Origin of the sequence: Nocardia sp. BMG111209 (genome assembly GCF_000381925.1) — a bacterium.
Classification (GTDB): Bacteria; Actinomycetota; Actinomycetes; order Mycobacteriales; family Mycobacteriaceae; genus Nocardia.
This window is the reverse complement of record NZ_KB907307.1, coordinates 102,357-121,386: the sequence shown is the minus strand read 5'-3', so window position 1 is coordinate 121,386 and position 19,030 is coordinate 102,357. Positions and strand designations below refer to the sequence as shown.

Genomic DNA, 19,030 nt, shown 5'->3' with positions numbered 1-19,030 from the left:
GACATCGTGACAACCGTCGAACCGCACCTGCCCGTCAGTGACGCCGATCCTTTCGCACTCGACACCCTGGCGGATCCGTATCCGTTGCATGCCGCGCTGCGCGACGCCGGGCCGGTGGTGTACCTGCGCCGATACGGCGTGTACGCGCTGGCCCGCTACGAACAGGTGCACGCCGCGCTCACCGACTGGCAGCGCCTGGAGAGCGGCGCCGGCGTCGGCCTCGCCGACTTCCGGAACGAAACCCCATGGCGGCCACCGAGTCTGCTGTTGGAGGCGGATCCGCCGCGGCACGACGCGCCGCGCTCGGTCCTGGCCCGCGTCCTCGGGCCGCGGGCACTGCGCGACCTGCGCGAGCAGTGGTTCGCCGCCGCGGCCGAACTCGTCGACGAGGCGGTGTCCGACACCGAATTCGACGCGGTGGCGCGGCTGGCCGAAGCCTTTCCGCTGCGGGTCTTTCCGGACGCGGTCGGGCTGCCGGCCGCGGGCCGCGAACATCTGCTCCCCTACGGCGCCCACGCGTTCAACGCCTTCGGCCCGCGCAACGCGCTGGTCGACCGGGGCCTCGCCGGTATCGACGCGCACGCGGCCTGGGTGAACGCACAGTGCGCACGGGACCGACTGGGCGACAACGGCTTCGGCGCGCGAGTATGGCAGGCCGCGGACCGGTACGACCTCACCCGCGAACAGGCCCCGCTGGTGGTGCGCTCGATGCTGACCGCCGGGGTCGACACGACCGTCAACGGCATCACCGCGGTCCTGTACGCCTGCGCGACCGAGCCGGCGCTGTGGGCGCGGCTGCGCGCCGAACCGGCGCTGGCCCGCACCGCGTTCGACGAGGCGGTCCGCTGGCAGTCGCCCGTGCAGACCTTCTTCCGGACGACCACCGTGGCAGTCGATTTCGGCTCCGCGACCGTGCCGGCCGGGCACAAGGTCCTGATGTTCCTCGGCGCCGCCAACCGCGACCCGCGGCGCTGGCCCGATCCGGACCGCTTCGATCCGGACCGCGACCCGTCCGGTCATGTCGGTTTCGGTATGGGCCTGCATCAGTGCATCGGCCAGCACGTCGCGCGGCTGGAGGCGGAGGCGCTGCTGACCGCGCTGGCGGCACGGGTGGAGAGTCTGGAACTCACCGGGCCCGCCGTCGTGCGGCCCAACAACACACTGCGGGCCTGGCAGTCGCTGCCGATCCGGATCCGGCGGGCGCGGTGAGCCTGCCGACACCGGTTGTTCGCCCGGACGGGGGGTGTTCGACCGGCACATGAACTGCGGCCGACGTGCGGAGAGACGCCGACGGTAAACCGGTGGGCAACGGACCGGTGCCGCTCGGCCGCTGTTCACAAACCGGCACGGTTGTACCGATAGCGTTGCTCGCGTCGATGCATCGGCGAGACCGACGTCAGGGGTAGCGATGGGTTGCCACGATCCGTCCCGGCGGGCCGTGCTCACCGCACTGGCCGCGATGGCGGCACTACCGATCGGAGGAATCGGATCGGTTGCCTCGCAATCGGTTTCGATGGTCGCTCGTGATCTGGAACTGGTCACGGTGACCGACGAGTCGATCGCGGTCCGGTGGACGACTGCGGCGATCGATCCGCTCGGCCGCCCGCGGCCGATCGAATCGGACACCGAACTCGCACTGGCACCGGCGGATTCGCGGCGGCCGGCGCCGGTGGTGCACTACGACGCCAACCCCACGGCGTACCACTACGCCGAGGTCACCGGGCTCGAGCCGGGCCGGGAGTACTACGTGGAGGCCCGATCGCGCGGGGTGCGGGCGACCCCCGGTTCGATGTGGCACTGGTGGCACGACGAGCCGCGGCTGCGGTTCCGCACCCTCGTCCCGCCGCCGGGCCGGCTGCTGCGCACCCTCGCGCTGACCAACGATCTGCACTTCGGCGAGGAGGTCAGCGGCGAGATCGTCGCCGCGTTGCCGACCGGGGTGCGGCAGGAACCGAATCTGCCGCCGTATCCGGCGGTGATGCTGGACGCGCTGCTGACCGATGTGCGCGAACCGGATCGCATGGTCGATCACGTGATCCTGGCCGGGGATCTGACCAGTGACGGCACCCCGAGCCAGTCCCGCAATCTCCGTCACTGGCTGGACGATTGGGGCACGCTGGGCCGAGATGTGCTGCTCTGCCGGGGAAATCACGATCGGCCGCGGGTCGGTCCACGCTGGCGGTCCGGACCCCGGCTGGCCGGGACGGAACATCACGACTGCTGGGGACAGTATTTCCTGCCCCGGCAGCGTCTGGTCGGATACGACCTCGGCGGATTGCGGGTGATCGGCTTGGACACCACGGATCTCGACGGCGCGGGCGGGCGCATCGACGCCGAGCAGATGGCCCGGTTGCGGAGCCTGTTGAACGACGAACCCGACCGGCCCACACTGGTTTTCGGCCACCACCCGGTGACCCGCGACTCCGGGATGAGCAATCTCGGCGGCCCCGGTTTCGTGCTCGACCGCCACGACGCCGCCGCTCTGCACCGGCTCTACGAGCGCGCGCCCGGGGTGTTCCTGCACCACAGCGGCCACACCCATCGCAATCGCCGTACGCCCCCGGACATTCCGATCCCGGTCGAATTCCTGGAGGTGGCCTCGATCAAGGAGTATCCCGGCGGATACACCCTGTTGCGGCTCTACGAGGGCGGCTACATGATCACCTTCCAGGCCACCCGCAGCGCCGCCGCGCGGCAGTGGAGTACCCGCACCCGCAGCCAGTTGTTCGGTCTGCAACCGCGATACAGCCTGGGTTCGGTCGCCGACCGCAGCCATGTGGTGCACCGCGACCTGTCCGGCGTCGAACGCGTACCGCACGCGCTCGCGCCACCCGCCGCGGCCACCGCGACCGCGGTGGCGGCCCGGCGCGCCGACCACGGCGGCCGCTGACAGCGCGGCGAAACCCGCGACAGCGGAACGCAAGAGCGGCGCAACGCGCCGCGTCCAGACTCGGCACATGGACACCACCACCCCGGCCCGCTTCGTCACCGGCACCGCCCGCGCCGACGACGGGACCCTGATCGGATACCGCCGCATCGGCCACGGCCCCGCCCTCGTGCTGGTGCACGGGGCCATGATGACCTCGTACCTGTTCCGGCAACTGGCGATCGAGCTGGCCGCCGATTTCACCGTGTACGCGCCCGACCGCCGGGGCCGCGGGCTCAGCGATCCCGGCGGTGCGACCGGCGATCTGCGCACGGAGATCGGCGATCTCACCACGCTCATCCGGGAAGCGCAGGCGCACAACGTCTTCGGTCTGAGCGCCGGCGCGATCATCTCACTGGCGACCGCCCTGGAGCTCCCCGACATCCACCGGCTCGCCCTGTACGAACCGCCCTTGGTCGGTGCGGATTTCACGTCGCTGGGGTGGGCGCCGCGCGTCGAGCGCGAGCTGGACGCGCACCGATTCACCGCCGCCGTCGTCTCGGTGCTGAAAGGGACCGGTGACCGCGCCGATTTCACCTCGCTGCCCCGATTCCTGCTGCAGCCGGCCCTGGCACTGGGCATGCGCCTGGACGAGCGCGACGACGGCGAGGACCGCCTGCCCCCGCTGCGCACCCTGGTGCCGACCGTGCGCGCCGATATCGAGGTGATCCGCAGCACCCGCGACATCTGGCATCGTCTGCCCGAATTGCACTGCGACACACTGCTTCTCGGTGGCACCCGCAGCGCCTCCTATCTGCCGCGGGCACTGGATCGGCTCGCGGCCGAACTCCCCGGCGCCACCCGCGTCGTACTCCCCGGCCTCGGCCACACCTCGGCCTTCGACGACGAGAAACCCGACGTGGTCGCCGCCGAGTTGCGGAAATTCTTCACCCGCCCGGACGCCGGCCCCCGCTGACCGTGCGCCACGCGCGGACGAATTCCGGCCAGGCGGCTAACATCTCGCGGCACATCGCCGATGATGTGATGGCGATTCCCACCGCGCGTTCCAGGGGGCAGATATGGATAATTCGGACAGCACACAGTCGCTGTGGAAAATCTCCACCCAGGTGGGACCGCTCGGCGTCGGCGTCGACGTCCAAATTCCTTATCACCCGGGCCTGCTCGCCGAAATCCTCAAAGCGGAGATCGCGGATCCACTGACGCTGTTGCTCCAGAAGGTGCTGCACATCTCCGAATTCATCGGCGATCCGCTGTCGGATCGCAGCGGCGGCTCCTCCCGCTCCTCCCAGCAGTTCTCGGTGCAGCGGTTACGGCAGCGGCTGGCCACCGCGCGGGTACCGCGGCGGCCGGTGCCGATGCAGGTGACCGGCGTGTTCTGTACCAGCGTGCTGCTCAACTACGGCTGGTGGGAGCGGTCCGGCCCGGGACATACGCCGGTCGGGCGCAACGACATTCAGCGCTGGACCTATGCCGGATTCGAGGAATGGGCGCCGTCCTGGGATTTCACCAGCGAGGTCGGATCCGGTGACGAATCGTTCTTCCTGGGCCAGCTCGGCCAGGGTGACGAGGCGAATTCGATACTGGTCGTGGTGGTCGGGCGGCGCGCGCGCGAGATCCGCCCCGGTATCCGGGGCCTGATGCAGCAACGGGGAGTCGCGGCCATGTCGGTACAGATCACCGGATTGCTGTGCCACCGTAGCCATTTGCGCAAGCGCAACCCGGAGCTGGCCGTGATCGCCGAGCGGTGGCCCTACGATTTCAACTACTGCCTGCTGCTGGACTCCGACGAACACCGCATCGCGGACGTGCACGAGGTCCCGGACTTCTATTCGGCATATCTGTGGAAATGCCTGTGGGCCAAGGACGGTGTGCCCGAGGGCGCCCTGCCCTCGCTGAACGACTGCTATCTGATCTGGGAGCACACCGATCTCACCAAACCCGACGCGATCCGCTACAACCTGGACAGCCTGCAGCACAAGGAGGAATTCCTGCGTACCGAGTTCGGCGAGATGGAGCTGTTGCAGAAATCGAGCCCGCTGATCCCGGAGAAGCCGGGCCTCACCGCGGGCTCGTTCCAGCGCCTGTTCGGCGCGATCGGCCGGATCTGACCGGCGATGATCACCTTCCGCGAACTCACCGACGAGAGCGGCGATCTGGCCGCGCTGCGCGCCTTCTACGACACCCTGTACGTCACGGAGTTCCCCGATCCGGACGAGCGGGAGTCGCTGGCGAACATGGCCGACTATCTGCGGCGCAAGCACCGGGGGTGGTACGGCCGCAACAGCTATCACATCGTGCTGGGCCTCGCCGACGGCGCCGTGGTGGCCGCCTCGATCAGCGATTACCTCGCCGAACCCAATACCGGCGTCATCGAATTCCTCCTGATCGCGCCGGCCTGCCGGGGCACCGGGGCCGGGCGGAAGCTGCTGGCGCACACCGAATCCCTGCTCGACGAGGATGCCCGGCGGGCACACGACCGGCCGCTCGACGCGATCCTCGCCGAGATGAACGACCCGCTGGCGACCTCCGCGCGGACCGACAACCTCGATCCCGTGACCAGGGCGCTGATCTGGCATCGCTGGGGCTACCGCGGCCTCGACTTCCCGTACGTGCAGCCCGCACTGTCCCCGGACCAGGATCCGGTCACCAACCTGATCCTCATCGGCAAACCGCTGCGCGCCGACTGGTCGGCCGCCATCCCCGCACCGATCGTGGCGAGCACCGTCCACGAATACCTGCGCTGGGCGATGCGCATCGACGAGCCGGACGCCTCCCCCGAATTCCGCGACATGGCAACCGCTCTCGGGCGGACCGACGGTGTCGCCCAGCTCCCGCTGGACCGGTACGTGGGCCGCGACGACACCTTCGATCTCCGTCCGGCCACCGATGCGGACGAATTCGCCGCCGCGATGACGCTGTACCGCAACACTTTTGCGCCCGGCCCGGCGACCGTGCCGGAGTCGGCGTTCCGCCGGGCCCGCGCCGACCCGGACCACCGGCTGTGGACCCTGCGCCGCACACCGGCCGATCCCGCTCCCGCCGGTCTGGCCTCCTTCTTCGCCCTGCCCGCCGCGGGTTTCGCCGGATATCTCGCGCTCACCGGACCGCTGCGGCACGCCGGTCTGTTGCGGCGGCTCGTCGCCCGGATGGAAACCGAACTGCTGTCACAACGCCACCACCTGCGCGGCTGGTACGCCGAACTCGCGCCGGATACCGACGCCGCCCCGTTCCGCCACCTCGGCTGTCACGAACTGGCGGTCGACTATCACCAGCCCGCGCCGGACCTTCCGATCCGCCTGCTCTTCAAGGCGCCCGGCCGCGTCTACGCGCCACCCGCCCTGACCACGGCCGATCTCCTCGCCGATATCGAGGACGTGCTCACCTCGGTCTACGCCGTCGCCGACCCGCGGACACATCCGACCCTGCGACGCCTGCGCGACGCGCTGCCGGACTCGCCGGAAGCCCTTGTGCCGCTGCGATAGTCAGGCCCGCGAGCGCCGCCCGAGGTCGGGCAGCGCCTCGCCGGCCACGGCCGGGCGACGCCGCTCGAGCCAGAATCCGTACTCGCGCAGGGACGTTTCCAGGCCGTCGTCCACGTAGCGACGGTAGGCGCGCAGGCCGCGGGTGTTGTGCTGCTCGTCCTTGCGGCCGCTGTCCGCCCAGACCCGGCAGGTCTCGTCGATCCACTCCAGCAGGCGTTTCCGGTCGGCCCACCAGGCGCGGACCGACTCCAGTGTCCAGTGGTCGTCGCCGTCACAGGCGTAGGCGCGGAAGGGATCCGACCACGCCGCCGTCAGGACGAGCTGGGTTTCGTCCGGGTCGCGCGGCTGGCGGAACACCACCTCGCTACCGGAATCGTCCTCGTAGACGATGTGGTCGGGTGCGATCAGCCGTCCCACCCAACAGGAATCGGTCATCGCGCCGTAGAAGGGGCCGGGTACGTTGCGCCAGTCCCGATTCGCCCATCGGCCCTGCAGATATGCCTCCGGCGGTCCCAGCAGCATGCCGGCGAGGCCGGCGACCGGTAGACCAGCCGAGACTGCGACGGTCGGTCGTGGATCCCAGTACACCACTTCACCGTACGACGAGCCGGCCCGATGATCGCGCCGAACCGGAGACTGTGGCACCGAGACGTCGCCCGCGACCGGATTCGGACCGCTCGCCCCCGTCAGCGCTCCGATTGCGGGAACAATGCCTCGCTGATCGTGGTCGCGGTGACGCGGGCCAGGTTGGCGATGAACGGGATCCGCTCCGGAATCATCAGGCGGGTGGTGCCGCGCACGCCGAGCGCGAAGTGCGCGTGGCCGTCCGGACCGAACACCGGCACGGCGATGATGCGGAAACCCCATTCGGTCTGCTCGTCGTTGATGGCGTATCCGGCCGCGCGGGCGAGCTCGAGTTCGGCGGACAGCGCCGCCGCGTGCTGCGGCGTGCGCTCGGTGCCGCGATCGTAGGGCAGCGCCTCGAGTTCCGCGCGCGTCACCGGTGACCACGCCAGCAGCGCCTTGCCCAGCGCGCTGGCGTGCAGCGGGAACCTGACCTCGGACAGGTTGTGGCCGTGGGTCTCTCGCCACCGGGTGAAGGCCAGGTTGATGGCGTCGGATCCGTGCCGGACGGCGATCGACACCGCCGTACCGGTTTCGACGGCGAGCTGCTCGAGGTGTGGCTCGGCCAGGTAGACGCGATGCCGGCGGTAGGCCAGGTGCCCGTACTCGGCGAGCGCGACCCCGAGCCGGTAGCGGCCGCTGCCCGAGATCTGTTCGACGAAGCCGGATTCCAGCAGGGTCCGCAGCAGCCGATGGGTGGTACTCATCGGAAGTTGTTGCGCGCGAGCGATCTCGGTGACGCCGAGCTCCGCATCGCCCTGGAAGCAGCGCAGCACCCCGAGCGCCCGCGACACCGTCTGCAGTGCGGAGCCGTCCACCGTCATCGGCGATCCCTTCCCGTCCGGCCCCCGGGCCTGTTGTGTCGCACGCATGAATTCCGTATATCGGAATGACATCCTCACACAGACCGGCGCACCGGGCAATGATGTGGTCGCAGACTGGTGACTCCTGCTACTACACAGCAATTCGGACATGTCAACTATTCCGATCAACGGAACAACATCCCTTGTTGCCGGATCGCCGCTTCCCTACGCTCGGCGATGCTCGAAGCTCGAGGTCCGGATCCCGCCCGTTCCGGAACAGATGTGAAAGAAGCCGATGTCCGCACCTGCGCTCAGCCCGTCCCTGCCCGCCGCCGCCACCGCGCCACCGGCGAGAACCGCTCTCCCCGAGGGCTTTCGCGCGGTCGGCCGGTCGGGACTGGTGGTGTCCGAGGTGGGCATCGGAGCCAGCACCTTCGGCCGCACCGGGATGGTCGCCGACACCCAGGCCTCGGTGGACGGCATCGTCGGACGGGCCCTGGACCTCGGCATCACCTACTTCGATGTCGCCGACGTCTACGGCGAGCACCCCGGCCAGAGCGAGACCATGCTCGCGAAAGCGTTGGGGCGCAACCGCGATCGCGTGATCATCGGCTCCAAGTTCGGTATCGGGCTGAACGGGCTGAACGGACCCGACTGGGGCGTGCGCGGTTCGCGCCGCTATGTGCGGCTGGCGGTGGAATCCTCGCTGCGCCGCCTCGGCACCGAGTGGATCGACCTGTACCAGATCCACACCCCGGACCCGGTCACCCCGATCGAGGAGACGTTGTCGGTACTCGACGATCTGGTGCACGAGGGCAAGATCCGATATCTCGGCAGCTCCAATTTCGCGGGCTGGCAGGTCGCCGACGCCGAATACGTGGCCCGGATCCACGGCCTGACCCGTTTCGTCTCGGCGACCAACGAGTACAACTTGTTGTGGCGGGAGCCTGCAAAAGAACTGCTGCCCGCGCTGGCCGCCTACGGGCTGGGCTTCTTCCCCTATTTCCCGCTGCAGAACGGATTGCTGACCGGCAAATATCGCCGCGACGCGGCGCCGGCCGGCGCGAAGATAACCAATCTGAAGAAACATCTGCTCGACACCGCCCCGTGGGACGCGCTCGACCGGTACGCGGAATTCGCCCGCGAACGCGGGGTGACCCCCACCGCGCTGGCATTCGGCTGGCTGCTGGCTCACGAATCGGTGTCCAGCGTGATCGCGGGGGTCACCCGGCCCGAACAGCTCGACGACAATCTGGCCGCGGCCCGGTGGCGGCCCACCGCGGCGGAATTCGCCGAACTGTCGGGGCTTTTCACCGGCGACCTCAGCGGCGCGCCGGGCCGGGTGACCGGCTCGGTCCCGGCCTGAGTGGCATCGAGTATCGGCTCATTTTCTCTTCTCTCGCGAGGTGGACACATGACGACGGATTCCGGCCGGAACCGCACCCTGCACCTGGGTTATATGTATTGGTCGAACGGCACCCATCCGGCGGGCTGGCGGTTACCCGAGGCCGTGCACGATCGCGGTTTCGACGGCCGCTACCTCGCCGAACTGGCGCAGCTGGCCGAGCGCGGTAAATTCGATTTCTTCTTCTTCGGCGACCGCCTGGCCACCGGACCGGAATACCAGTACACCAACACCTCGGTGCTGTCGCGGATCGAACCCTTCACCGCCGCCGCGTACATCGCGACGCTGACCAGCCGGATCGGCCTGGTGGTGACGGCCAATCCCACCTATTACGAACCGTTCAACCTCGCCCGGCTGACGGCGTCGCTGGATCACGTCTCCGCGGGCCGGGCGTCCTGGAACATCGTCACCGGCGCCGACGGCCGGGCCGCGGACAATTACACCCGCACCGAGCACGGCGACGCGACCGCCCGATACGACCGCGCCGACGAATTCGTGGGCCTGGTCCGCCGTCTCTGGGACAGCTGGGAGGACGACGCCTTCGTTCGCAATCCCGAGACCGGCGAATTCGTCGACGGCGACAAGATCCACCGGGTGGACCACGAGGGTCGCACCTTCCGGGTCCGCGGACCGCTGAACGTCGCCCGGCCGCCGCAGGGACATCCGGTGATCCTGCACGCCGGAACCTCGGACCGCTCCAGGGATCTGGGCGCGCGCGACGCCGATGTGCTGTTCGCCGCGGCCGCCACGATCGAGCAGGGCAAGCAGTACTCCGACGACATCCGCCGCCGCGCAGCCGAATTCGGCCGCGATCCGGCCGAGGTCGCGATCCTGCCGGGCCTCACCCCGATCGTCGCGGCGACCCGGCAGCAGGCGCGCGACTGCTACGACCGCCTCAACGCGCTGATCGTCCTCGACGACGACATCCGTTACGGCGAACAGGATCCCGCCACCTGGTCGCTCGATTCACCGCCGCCCCCGCGCGAGGCGCAGGGCCGCGGGCTGCGCAATCTCGGGGCCCTCTCGCAGCGGGCCGGCGTCGATCTGACCGGTGCGCGGCCGACGGATCCGATCGACGCCGCGACCGCCGATCGGCTGAATCCGGTGGGCCGCGCGCTGCTCGCCGCGGCGGGGGCGCGCACCGGCCGGACCGTCGGGGGCGAGCGGCCGCTGACCGTCCTGGATCTGCTCTACGCGCACATCGTCGGCGGCCATGTCGTGGTCGGCGATCCGGTCGACATCGCCGACTACATCCAGGGCTGGTTCGACGCGGGCGCCTCGGACGGCTTCAACATCCAATCTGCTTATCTCACCGAGCAATTGGAGACGTTCGTGGCCTCGGTGATCCCGGAGTTGCAGCGCCGCGGCCTGTTCCGGCACGACTACGAAGGCGTCACCCTGCGCGAACATCTGGGCCTGGATCGCCCGGCGAACCACTGGACCCGTGCCGACACGACCTCCGGAGGGCGCTAGACCGATGTCCGAACCACAGCGTGAACTGCACCTGGGACTGATGTTCTGGGCCACCGGAACCCACACCGCGGGCTGGCGTTACCCGGGCGCGAAGGCCGACGGCGCCTTCGACATCGCCTTCATCCAGGAGGTGACCCGCCTGGTGGAGGCGGCGAAGTTCGACTTCCTGTTCCTCGGTGACCGATTGGCGACCGATCCGGCACTGGCCAAGACCAATCCGGCCCAGATGTCGCGGATGGAACCGTTCACGGTGGCCGCCGCGATCGCGGCGGCGACCTCGCACATCGGCATCGCCGTCACCGCGAATCCGACCTACTACGACCCCTACACCGTGGCGCGGCTGCTGGGCTCGCTGGACCACCTCAGCGGCGGCCGCGCGGCCTGGAACCTGGTGACCGGCGCGGACGGCGCCGCCGCCCACAACTTCAGCCGGGACGCGCACTGGGACACCGAGAAACGCTACGACTGGGCCGACGAGTTCGTCGACGTGGTGCGGGATCTGTGGGACAGCACCGAGGACGACGCCTTCCCGCGCGACAAGGTCGGCGGCCGGTTCCTCGACGAGTCGAAGCTGCACACGATCGACCATGTGGGCGAACACTTCTCGGTGCGCGGGCCGTTGAACGTGGCGCGGCCGCCGCAGGGGCAGGTGGTGCTGCTGCACGCCGGCACCTCCGACCGCTCCCGCGAACTCGGCGCGCGCGAGGCCGACGTGATCTTCGCGGGACAGCCGAATCTCGAAGCGGCACAGGAGTACTACGCCGATGTGAAGGCGCGCGCGGCCCGCTACGGACGCACCGACCACGACATCCGGATCCTGCCGGGGCTGAGCGTCGTGGTCGGGGCCACCACCGCGGCGGCGGTGGAGGTCTACGACCGGCTCAACGCGCTGCTGCCCCTGGACCCGGAGGGCGAGGTGGTCGACACCGTCCGCTTCGGCGGCCTCGGTCAGGGACTCAAACGCAACCTCGCCTCGGTGTCCCGGGTGCTCGGCGTCGACGTGACCGGATACGGGCATCACGATCCGGTACCGCGGGCGATCTTCGACACGTCGGGCCCGGAGGGCCGGAAGGTGTTCGCGGGCATCACCGAAACCACCCGCCGCACCGTGGCCGGCCCGGAGCCGATCACCTTCTTCGATCTGATCAACGGCATCACCGTCGGCACCCGCACGGTGGTCGGCGACGCGGTCGAGGTGGCCGATCACATCCAGTACTGGTTCGAGGAGCGGGCCGCGGACGGGTTCAACATCTTTCCCGATTTCGTCCCCGGTTCGGTGCGGGCCTTCACCGAGCTGGTCGTGCCGGAGTTGCAGCGGCGCAAGCTGTTCCGCACCGAATATCCCGGTACGACGTTCCGGGACCACCTCGGCCTGGCCCGGCCGGCCGCGCGGCGGCGCCGGCTCGCCGTCTGAACTCCCGCGCACTTCCGCGCACACGAAAGGACTGTGACGATGACCCTCGATCACGCCGAACTCGTCGCCGACCGGGTGGTGACGACCGAACCGCAGGCCCCGGCGGCCCCCCGCGCCCGGCGGCGGCGCGGCGCGCTGTCACAGCGCAATCTGGCGATCCTGGGCGGGCAGGCGATCACGGTGGCCGCGGTGCTGGGACTGCTGCAATGGCTGGTGGATTCGGGCCGGGTGGGCACCATCTATCTGGCCTCCCCCACCCAGATCCTGCGGGTGTTCCCGCATCTCATCACGCAGGAGCATCTGTTCGGCAATCTGCTGATCACGCTCTACGAGGCGGTGGTGGGCACCGTGCTCGCCTTCGTGATCGGGGTCGCGACCGGCACCTGGATGGGCCTGTCCCGGGCCGGGGAACGTTTCCTCAACCCGTTCGTCGCCGCGGCGATGGCGGTGCCGAAGGTGACGATCATTCCGCTGCTGACGCTGTATCTGGGCGTCGGGGTGAACCACAAGATCGTCATCGTATTCCTGTTCGGCTATTTCCTGTTCGTGTTCAACACGATCGCCGGAATCCGGCAGGTTCAGGACAGCCATCTGAAAGTGGCTCGCGCGCACGGCGCCTCGCGGCTGCAGACGATCGTGAAGGTGATCCTGCCGTCCGCGGCGCCGAGCATCGTCGCCGCGTTGCGGGTCGAGACCGGAACCGCTCTGGTGGCCGCGCTGTTCGGCGAGATCGTCGCGTCGAAGGCCGGACTCGGGAACATGCTCAACCGCGCGATCGGGGTGTACGACACCGCCAAACTCTTCGCCCTGGTGCTGTCGATCACGGTGTTCTCCGTGCTCATCATCACCGCGGTCGACCTGCTGGAGAAGAAAGTCCTCCTCCGCTGGAAATACGTCTGACTCCGGCACTTCCGCGCCGGAACATCGAATATCGAAGGAACATACCGTGTTCAAGAAGAAATCCCTGGCCGCACTCGTCGGCGCCGCGGCGCTCGCGCTGGTCGTGAGCGGCTGCTCGGGAACGGTGGATTCGCTGTCCGGCAACAGTTCCGGCACGAACGGGCACACCACCCTGACCCTGCAGGACAGCACCGAATACACGCAGCTGCCGCTCCGATTCGGCGTGGAGAAGGGGATTTTCGCCAAGGAGGGCCTGGACGTGAAATTCACGCAGGTCCAGGACGCGGTCACCGGCGTCGCGACCGGCGAGCTGACCTACGCGTTCGGGCCCACCAACACCTATCTGCGCGCGGCCGCGAAGGGTGCGCCCATCAAGATCGTCAGTTCCGCGTTCCGCAGCAAGGGACCGTTCTTCCTCATCGCCCGCCCCGGCATCAACACGGTCGCGGATCTGAAGGGTAAGACGATCGGCATCGCGGTCGCCGGCAGCGGTATGGAGACCTACACCCGGAAAATCCTGAGCGCCAACGGCGTCGATCCCGACAAGGACGTGAAATTCGTCGCGGACGGCGTCAACCAGCAGGCGTACGGCGCGCTCACCACCGGCCAGGTGGACGCGACCATCATCCATCAGCCGTTCCCCGCGCTCGGTCAGTTGCAGGGCAAATCGGTCACCCTCGCGCGCGGCTGGGACTATCTGCCGACCTATCACACCGGGGTGCTGATCGCCGGAAACGATGTGATCGACAAGAATCCCGATCTGCTGCGCCACGGCCTGCGCGCGTATTTCACCGCGTACACCTACGCCAAGGAACACTACGACGAATACCTGCCGTGGCTGAAGTCCAAGCTGGGCACCATCGATCCGCAGGCTGTCGAGGCGGCGCTGAAGCAGGAGGACGACATCTGGGACGACAATCCGGCGATCGATCCGAAGGCCATCTCGGACACCCAGGACATCGAGATCTCGGTCGGTTTCCAGAACACCCGGTACGACGCGGACAAGTACATCGATACCCGGTTCATCCCACAGGAGTTCGTGAAGCCGTTCTCCTATCCGAAACCGGCCAACTGAGCGCCGGGGACACCGCGGCCGCCCGACAGCAGTGAGGTGACACACCCGTGGCAACGTTCGAAGTACGGGGACTGGGCAAGCAGTTCCCCACCGATCCCCCGGTACGCGCGCTCGACGGTATCGATCTGACCGTCGAGGACGGCGAATTCGTCGTCCTGCTCGGGCCGAGCGGATGTGGGAAGAGCACCCTGCTCGAGATCCTGGCCGGCCTGCAGCAGCCGACCGAGGGCGAAGTCCTGCTCGAGGGCGAACCGGTCCGGGGCACGAACGAACGCCTCGGGGTGGTGTTCCAGGACGCGTCGCTGTATCCGTGGCGGACCGTCGAACGCAATGTGGAGATCGGGCTGGAGTTCCGCGGGGTGGGCAAGGGGGAGCGTCGCCGCGCGGCGGCGAAATACCTTGCCCAGGTCGGCCTTTCGGGCTTCGAGAAGAAGTACCCGCATCAGCTGTCCGGTGGGATGCGCCAGCGCGCCGGCATCGCCCGGACGCTGGCGGCCGAACCGGACGTCCTGCTGATGGACGAGCCGTTCGGGGCGGTGGACCACCTCACCCGCATCCAGCTGCAACGGGATCTGCTGGCGCTGTGGGAAACCCGGCGCCGGACGGTCGTCTTCGTGACCCACGACGTCGGCGAGGCCGTCTATCTCGCCGACCGGGTCGTCCTGCTGTCGCCACGGCCGGGCCGGGTCGCCCGCGAATTCGTCATCGACGAACCGCGGCCGCGGCGGCGCGGCGATATCGCGTTGCTCGCCAAGGAGAGTGCGATCTACGACGCGCTGACCCTGGTCGAGGAGCGCTCGGCGGCCTCCTGAGCGGCGGGCCTCACGGCCGGGACGGTTGTGCCAGTGGCGAATTCACCTTGTCGACCAGCCAATGGCCGCCGGACCGCTGCAACCGCATCACCATCGACAACTGCCCGGGTGCGGGCTTGCCCTGGGTGCCGAGGCTGGTGATGGTCTGGCCGATCACCACGATCGCCTCGGCCGAATCGCGGTCGTTGCTGCGGACCGCGCACTGCACGTCGGTGGCCTTGGACACCACCTGCCCCTGGGTGAGCACATCGCGCAGATCCTTACTGGTGGAGTCGAATTGCTTGTGCCAGTCGCCGGTCGCGCCCGCGAGTACCGCGGCGAAGTAGGTGTCCAGGTTCTTGGCATCGTAATTCGCCAGCACCGGCGCGTAGGCGCAGGCGGCGGTGCGCGCGTCCCGCTCGGCCGCCGCCAGCTCCCGCTGCTGATGGTCGCGGTGATGGAAGAACACAGCCGAGGCGATCGCCGCGACCAGTGCGAACAGCACCACGGCCTGTGCGGCCAGGCGACCGGCCCGACCCGGGGCGGGCAGGGTGATGCGCAGCGTGCGCGACTTCCGCTCGGCGGCAACAGGTTCCGTCTCGACGGTATCGGCCGGCTCCGCCACGGTGGAAACAGGCGGCTCCGCCACGGTGGAAACGGCCGGCTCCGCCAGGGTGGCATCCTCAGGCTGCGTGGTGGATTCGTCGATCGGCGGCGCGACTTCCTTGTCGCTCATAAAGTTCTCCTATCGGGCGGGAACGGGCTGGGACAGTTCGTTGCCGGTGACGCCCGGCGGTGCGGTGGCGCCGTTGTCCGGCACGTTCGGGCGCGGCGCGTCGGCCGAGCCGCGGATCTGCAGCGCCGGATTGTCGGTGACGCAATAGTTGTAGAGACGCACCCGGGTATCGGCCTGCGTATCGGTCGCGACCACCGGGATGGTGTCGTATTCACAGGTCGGCCGGGGCCAGATATCGACCAGGGTGTTGTACATCCCGTCGTGCGCCGGGATGCCCAGCGCCTCGGAACCGACTCGCAGCGAAGGGAACAGCGCCTCGATGGCCGGGGTGCGCAGCTTGGCGGCCTTCGTGATCGCGACGAAATTCGTGACCAGATTCGTGATCGGATCCTGGGTCTCGGCGATGAAACCGTCCAGCGTGGCCAATTGTCCCGGCGCCTGCTTCAGCAGTGTGCGCAATTCCTGGTCCGCGGAGGCGAATTGATCGAACAGTGCGCTGCCCGACCTGGTCAGCGTGGTCAGGTCCGGTTGCGCGTGCTGGGTGGTGGCACCGATGATCTCCAGGTTCTCCAGCAGTTGCCGCGTCTGCGGCAGCAGGTCGTTCAGCCCGTTCATGGCGTGGCTGAGCCCGGAGATCAAGTCCCGCAACTTGTCCGGGCCACCCGCCAGCGCCTTGTCCAGTTCGTCGACGATGGTGTCGAGCCGGTCCGGATTCAGCCCGCCGATGAACTCGCTGAGGTTGGTGAACACCGACTGGATCGGCACCGGGATCCGGGTGCGCGAACGATCGATCAGCGCACCGTCGCGCAGATAGGGCCCGGTATCGGAATCGGGCCGGAAGTCCAGGTACTGCTCGCCCGCGGCGGACAACCGGCCCACGGCGACCGTGCCGCCCACGGGAATCCGTGCCGCATCGTCGATCCGGGCGACGGCGGCGACGCCGTCACCGGAAACCCGTACCGCCCGGACCGTTCCGACCCGGCTGCCGCGGAAGGTGACATCATTGCCGGAGCGCAGGCCGCCGGAGGAGGCGAGTTCGACGGTGACGTCGTAGGTGTGCGGCAGCGGATCGAACCGCAGGATGGATCCGCCGATGTAACCGCAGCCCACCAGCAGCACCGCGATCAACGCGATATTGGCGACGCCGACGCGATGCCGCACCACCCATTGCCACAGGGGCGAGTTCACCGGTCTCCTCCCGGTTGTGGCTGGGGCGCACCGGGATCCGGTCCCGCGTCCGGTGGCCGCGGCGGACTGTTCAAGCGGCCGAGGACCTTCTCGAACACCTGCTGCAGGCTGCCGACGAACTGCCCCGCATCGCCGAGCTCCGGCAGGCGGCTGCCCGACGGATCGCTGAGCGCGCCGATACTCAGATACGACACGGTCGCCGCGACCGCCAGGGCCGGGCCACGCAGGCTCGCCATCATCGACGGATACAGGTTGTGGACACCGTCGAGTGCCCCGGTCAGCTGATCGCTGCGCGCGAACGCCGACATGAGCGCCTGAATGCTCTGGAACAGGCCCACCAGATCCTGTCCGCTGGTGGTCGCGAAATCCCCCAGCGCGTCGGTGGTGGTCGCCACCTTCGTGAGCAGATCCACCATCTGCTGGTTGTTCTCGGTGAGCAGGCCGATCAGGGCCGGGAAAGTGTCGGCGGCAGCGCCCAATTCGGTCTTGCGCACGGCCAGCGCACCCGACAGCGAATTCAGGCCGGTCAACACCGAATCTATATCGCCGGTGCGCTGATTCAGCGCCGAGATGACGGCGGTCAGCTCGGTCAGCAGGTGTGCCAGTTCCGGTGCGCGCCCGGCGAACATCGAATTCATCTCGGTGGTGATCTTCGCGGCCTGATTGATGCCGCCGCCGTTGAGCAGCAACGACACCGACATCATCAGCTGCTCCACCGAGGCGCCCGCGGCGGTGTGGTCGGTGCCGATGGTGTCACCGTCGCGCATCGGCTCGCCCGCGTCCTTCGCCGCGGGCAGGCTCATCGCGACGAACATGTCACCCAGCGGAGTCGCCTGCCGCAGTTCGACGGTGGTGCCCCGGGGCAGCCGGATGTCGTCGCGGATCAGCATCTGCACATCGGCCACGAAATTCGTGGTGTGGATCCCGGTGACGACGCCGATATCGCTGCCACCGATCTTCACGTGCGCGTGGTCGGGCAGATTCAGTGCGTCGGCGAAGGCGGCGTGGACGATGTAGCCGGGCCGGCCGAGGCCGGGTTTGGGCATCGGCACGGAATCCACCGTGACCGCACAGCCGCTCGCTGCCAGCAGGGCCACCGCGGTGATCAGTCCGCCGATCGTCGTTGTGCGCAGTCTCATTTCGCCTTCGCAATCCCCAATAGTGCGGCGGTGAGCCCGAAGTCGGGACCGAAGTCCTGGACCTTGCCGGTGCGGCAGCCGTCCAGGCGCATCCGGATCCGCTCGCAGAACGTCGACAACGCCTCGCTGTCGAGTACCGACTTGTCCAGCAGCCCGTGCAATCGCAGCGCCTGATCCTCGCGGCTGGTGGCGTTGGACAGGTTCTGGAAGGTGAGCGGGAAGAGGTCCACGATCTCGGTGAGGTTGCGCGAATTCGCCCGCATGTCCGCGGTGATCGCCAGGAACCGGTTCAGCGCCCCGGCCAGTTGCTCCCGGTTCTCCCCCACCAGACTCGCGGTGTCGGTGACGAAATCGTCGAGCTGGGTCAGCACCGCCTGGATGCCCGGCGCCTGCTCACCCATCAGCTGCACCAATTCGGTGAGCCGCCCGCTGAAGTCGCGCACGGTCTGATCGTTGGACGCGATCACCTGCGTGATGTCGTTGAGTTTTACGATGGTGGTGGAGATCTGGTCCTTGTCGGCGAAGGTCACCTCGAATGCCGAGGACAGCGCGTCGAGCGTCTCCCGCAGCCGGTCGCCGTTGCCGTTCAGCAGCGGGAACAACACCCGGCTGGCCAGCGGGCCGGTCTGGTTGTCGCCCTTCAGCGCATCGCCGAGCTGCGAGAAATTCTCCAGGATGCGATCCAGTTCGACCGGAACCCTGGTGCGCTGCAACGGAATATAGGCGCCGTCGGTCAGGGTCGGGCCGGTGCCGGTGTAGGCCGGCGCGAGTTCCACGTGCCGATTGGTGATCAGCTGCGGATTCACCAGCGCCGCCATGGCATCGGCGGGGATCTGCACGTCGCGATCCAGCGACATGACCACCTGTACGTAGGTGCCCTTCGGCGTCACCGAGGCCACGGTGCCGACCGGAACCCCCAGCACCGCAACGTCGTTGCCCGCGTACAGGCCCGCGACGTTCTCGAAATCGGCGGTCACGGTCATGCGGTTGCCGAGGTACTGGCCGGGCACCGCCGTCAGGGTTCCCGGCAGCAGCCCGCACGCCGAGGTGAGTACGGCGACGGCGCACAGCACGGCCGTCTTCACGCGATTTCCGAATCCGGTCACAGTCATC

The 19,030-nt window shown here is 68.5% G+C and carries 17 protein-coding genes; 11 read left to right on the top strand and 6 right to left on the bottom strand.

Features of this window, described 5'->3' with window-relative positions; genetic code table 11:
• The first annotated feature begins 6 nt into the window (after positions 1 to 6).
• The 5 genes from G361_RS0100505 to G361_RS0100485 all read left to right on the top strand — a co-directional run bounded on the left by G361_RS0100505 (position 7) and on the right by G361_RS0100485 (position 6,369).
• Positions 7 to 1,209 carry a cytochrome P450 gene (locus G361_RS0100505; protein WP_231386746.1) on the top strand — a complete coding sequence of 401 codons (1,203 nt, stop codon included), beginning with the start codon at positions 7 to 9 and terminating at the stop codon, positions 1,207 to 1,209.
• Between the two features lie 304 nt (positions 1,210 to 1,513).
• On the top strand, positions 1,514 to 2,890 hold the full coding sequence (locus G361_RS0100500) for a metallophosphoesterase (RefSeq protein WP_231386745.1): 1,377 nt from the start codon (positions 1,514 to 1,516) through the stop codon (positions 2,888 to 2,890).
• 67 nt (positions 2,891 to 2,957) lie between these two features.
• Positions 2,958 to 3,842, top strand: a complete 885-nt coding sequence (locus tag G361_RS0100495; RefSeq protein WP_026342548.1) for an alpha/beta fold hydrolase — start codon at positions 2,958 to 2,960, stop codon at positions 3,840 to 3,842.
• A 103-nt stretch (positions 3,843 to 3,945) separates the two neighbouring features.
• Positions 3,946 to 4,995: a hypothetical protein gene (locus G361_RS0100490; RefSeq protein ID WP_019925071.1), complete on the top strand. Its 1,050-nt coding sequence runs from the start codon at positions 3,946 to 3,948 to the stop codon at positions 4,993 to 4,995.
• A 6-nt stretch (positions 4,996 to 5,001) separates the two neighbouring features.
• Positions 5,002 to 6,369 (top strand): GNAT family N-acetyltransferase, encoded by a 1,368-nt coding sequence (locus G361_RS0100485; protein ID WP_019925070.1) that lies wholly within the window; start codon positions 5,002 to 5,004, stop codon positions 6,367 to 6,369.
• Here the strand turns inward: G361_RS0100485 and G361_RS41685 are convergent, their stop codons facing one another.
• Together G361_RS41685 and G361_RS0100475 are read right to left on the bottom strand one after the other, a co-directional pair.
• Positions 6,370 to 6,891 carry a ferredoxin gene (locus tag G361_RS41685; RefSeq protein ID WP_019925069.1) on the bottom strand — a complete coding sequence of 174 codons (522 nt, stop codon included), beginning with the start codon at positions 6,889 to 6,891 and terminating at the stop codon, positions 6,370 to 6,372. It lies immediately after the preceding gene.
• Between the two features lie 164 nt (positions 6,892 to 7,055).
• Positions 7,056 to 7,817, bottom strand: coding sequence for an IclR family transcriptional regulator (locus G361_RS0100475; protein WP_019925068.1), 762 nt, complete (start codon positions 7,815 to 7,817; stop codon positions 7,056 to 7,058).
• 274 nt (positions 7,818 to 8,091) lie between these two features.
• Here G361_RS0100475 and G361_RS0100470 point away from each other — a divergent pair, with 274 nt between their 5' ends.
• From G361_RS0100470 to G361_RS0100445, 6 genes are read left to right on the top strand one after another with little or no spacing between them, the layout of a single operon-like run.
• On the top strand, positions 8,092 to 9,162 hold the full coding sequence (locus tag G361_RS0100470; RefSeq protein ID WP_019925067.1) for an aldo/keto reductase: 1,071 nt from the start codon (positions 8,092 to 8,094) through the stop codon (positions 9,160 to 9,162).
• 48 nt (positions 9,163 to 9,210) lie between these two features.
• Complete coding sequence (locus tag G361_RS0100465) at positions 9,211 to 10,674, top strand: NtaA/DmoA family FMN-dependent monooxygenase (RefSeq protein WP_019925066.1); 1,464 nt, start codon at positions 9,211 to 9,213, stop codon at positions 10,672 to 10,674.
• A gap of 4 nt (positions 10,675 to 10,678) precedes the next feature.
• Positions 10,679 to 12,088 carry an NtaA/DmoA family FMN-dependent monooxygenase gene (locus G361_RS0100460; protein WP_019925065.1) on the top strand — a complete coding sequence of 470 codons (1,410 nt, stop codon included), beginning with the start codon at positions 10,679 to 10,681 and terminating at the stop codon, positions 12,086 to 12,088.
• Positions 12,089 to 12,127: 39 nt separating this feature from the next.
• A complete protein-coding gene (locus tag G361_RS0100455) occupies positions 12,128 to 12,988 on the top strand; it encodes an ABC transporter permease (protein WP_019925064.1) in 861 nt (286 codons plus the stop codon).
• A gap of 46 nt (positions 12,989 to 13,034) precedes the next feature.
• A complete protein-coding gene (locus G361_RS41680) occupies positions 13,035 to 14,063 on the top strand; it encodes an ABC transporter substrate-binding protein (protein WP_019925063.1) in 1,029 nt (342 codons plus the stop codon).
• 47 nt (positions 14,064 to 14,110) lie between these two features.
• The gene (locus tag G361_RS0100445) at positions 14,111 to 14,875 is read left to right on the top strand and encodes an ABC transporter ATP-binding protein (protein ID WP_019925062.1); all 765 of its coding nucleotides are present in this window, start codon (positions 14,111 to 14,113) and stop codon (positions 14,873 to 14,875) included.
• A 10-nt stretch (positions 14,876 to 14,885) separates the two neighbouring features.
• Here G361_RS0100445 and G361_RS0100440 read toward each other — a convergent pair whose 3' ends face one another.
• Genes G361_RS0100440 through G361_RS0100425 form a run of 4 tightly spaced genes read right to left on the bottom strand, consistent with a single transcriptional unit; the run spans position 14,886 to position 19,029 of the window.
• Positions 14,886 to 15,590 carry a hypothetical protein gene (locus tag G361_RS0100440; RefSeq protein WP_019925061.1) on the bottom strand — a complete coding sequence of 235 codons (705 nt, stop codon included), beginning with the start codon at positions 15,588 to 15,590 and terminating at the stop codon, positions 14,886 to 14,888.
• A 9-nt stretch (positions 15,591 to 15,599) separates the two neighbouring features.
• Complete coding sequence (locus tag G361_RS0100435; RefSeq protein WP_019925060.1) at positions 15,600 to 16,778, bottom strand: MCE family protein; 1,179 nt, start codon at positions 16,776 to 16,778, stop codon at positions 15,600 to 15,602.
• Complete coding sequence (locus tag G361_RS41675) at positions 16,775 to 17,917, bottom strand: MCE family protein (RefSeq protein WP_019925059.1); 1,143 nt, start codon at positions 17,915 to 17,917, stop codon at positions 16,775 to 16,777. Before G361_RS41675 ends, G361_RS0100435 begins: the two co-directional genes overlap by 4 nt.
• Positions 17,914 to 19,029 (bottom strand): MCE family protein, encoded by a 1,116-nt coding sequence (locus G361_RS0100425; protein ID WP_019925058.1) that lies wholly within the window; start codon positions 19,027 to 19,029, stop codon positions 17,914 to 17,916. Before G361_RS0100425 ends, G361_RS41675 begins: the two co-directional genes overlap by 4 nt.
• Position 19,030: the final 1 nt, after the last annotated feature.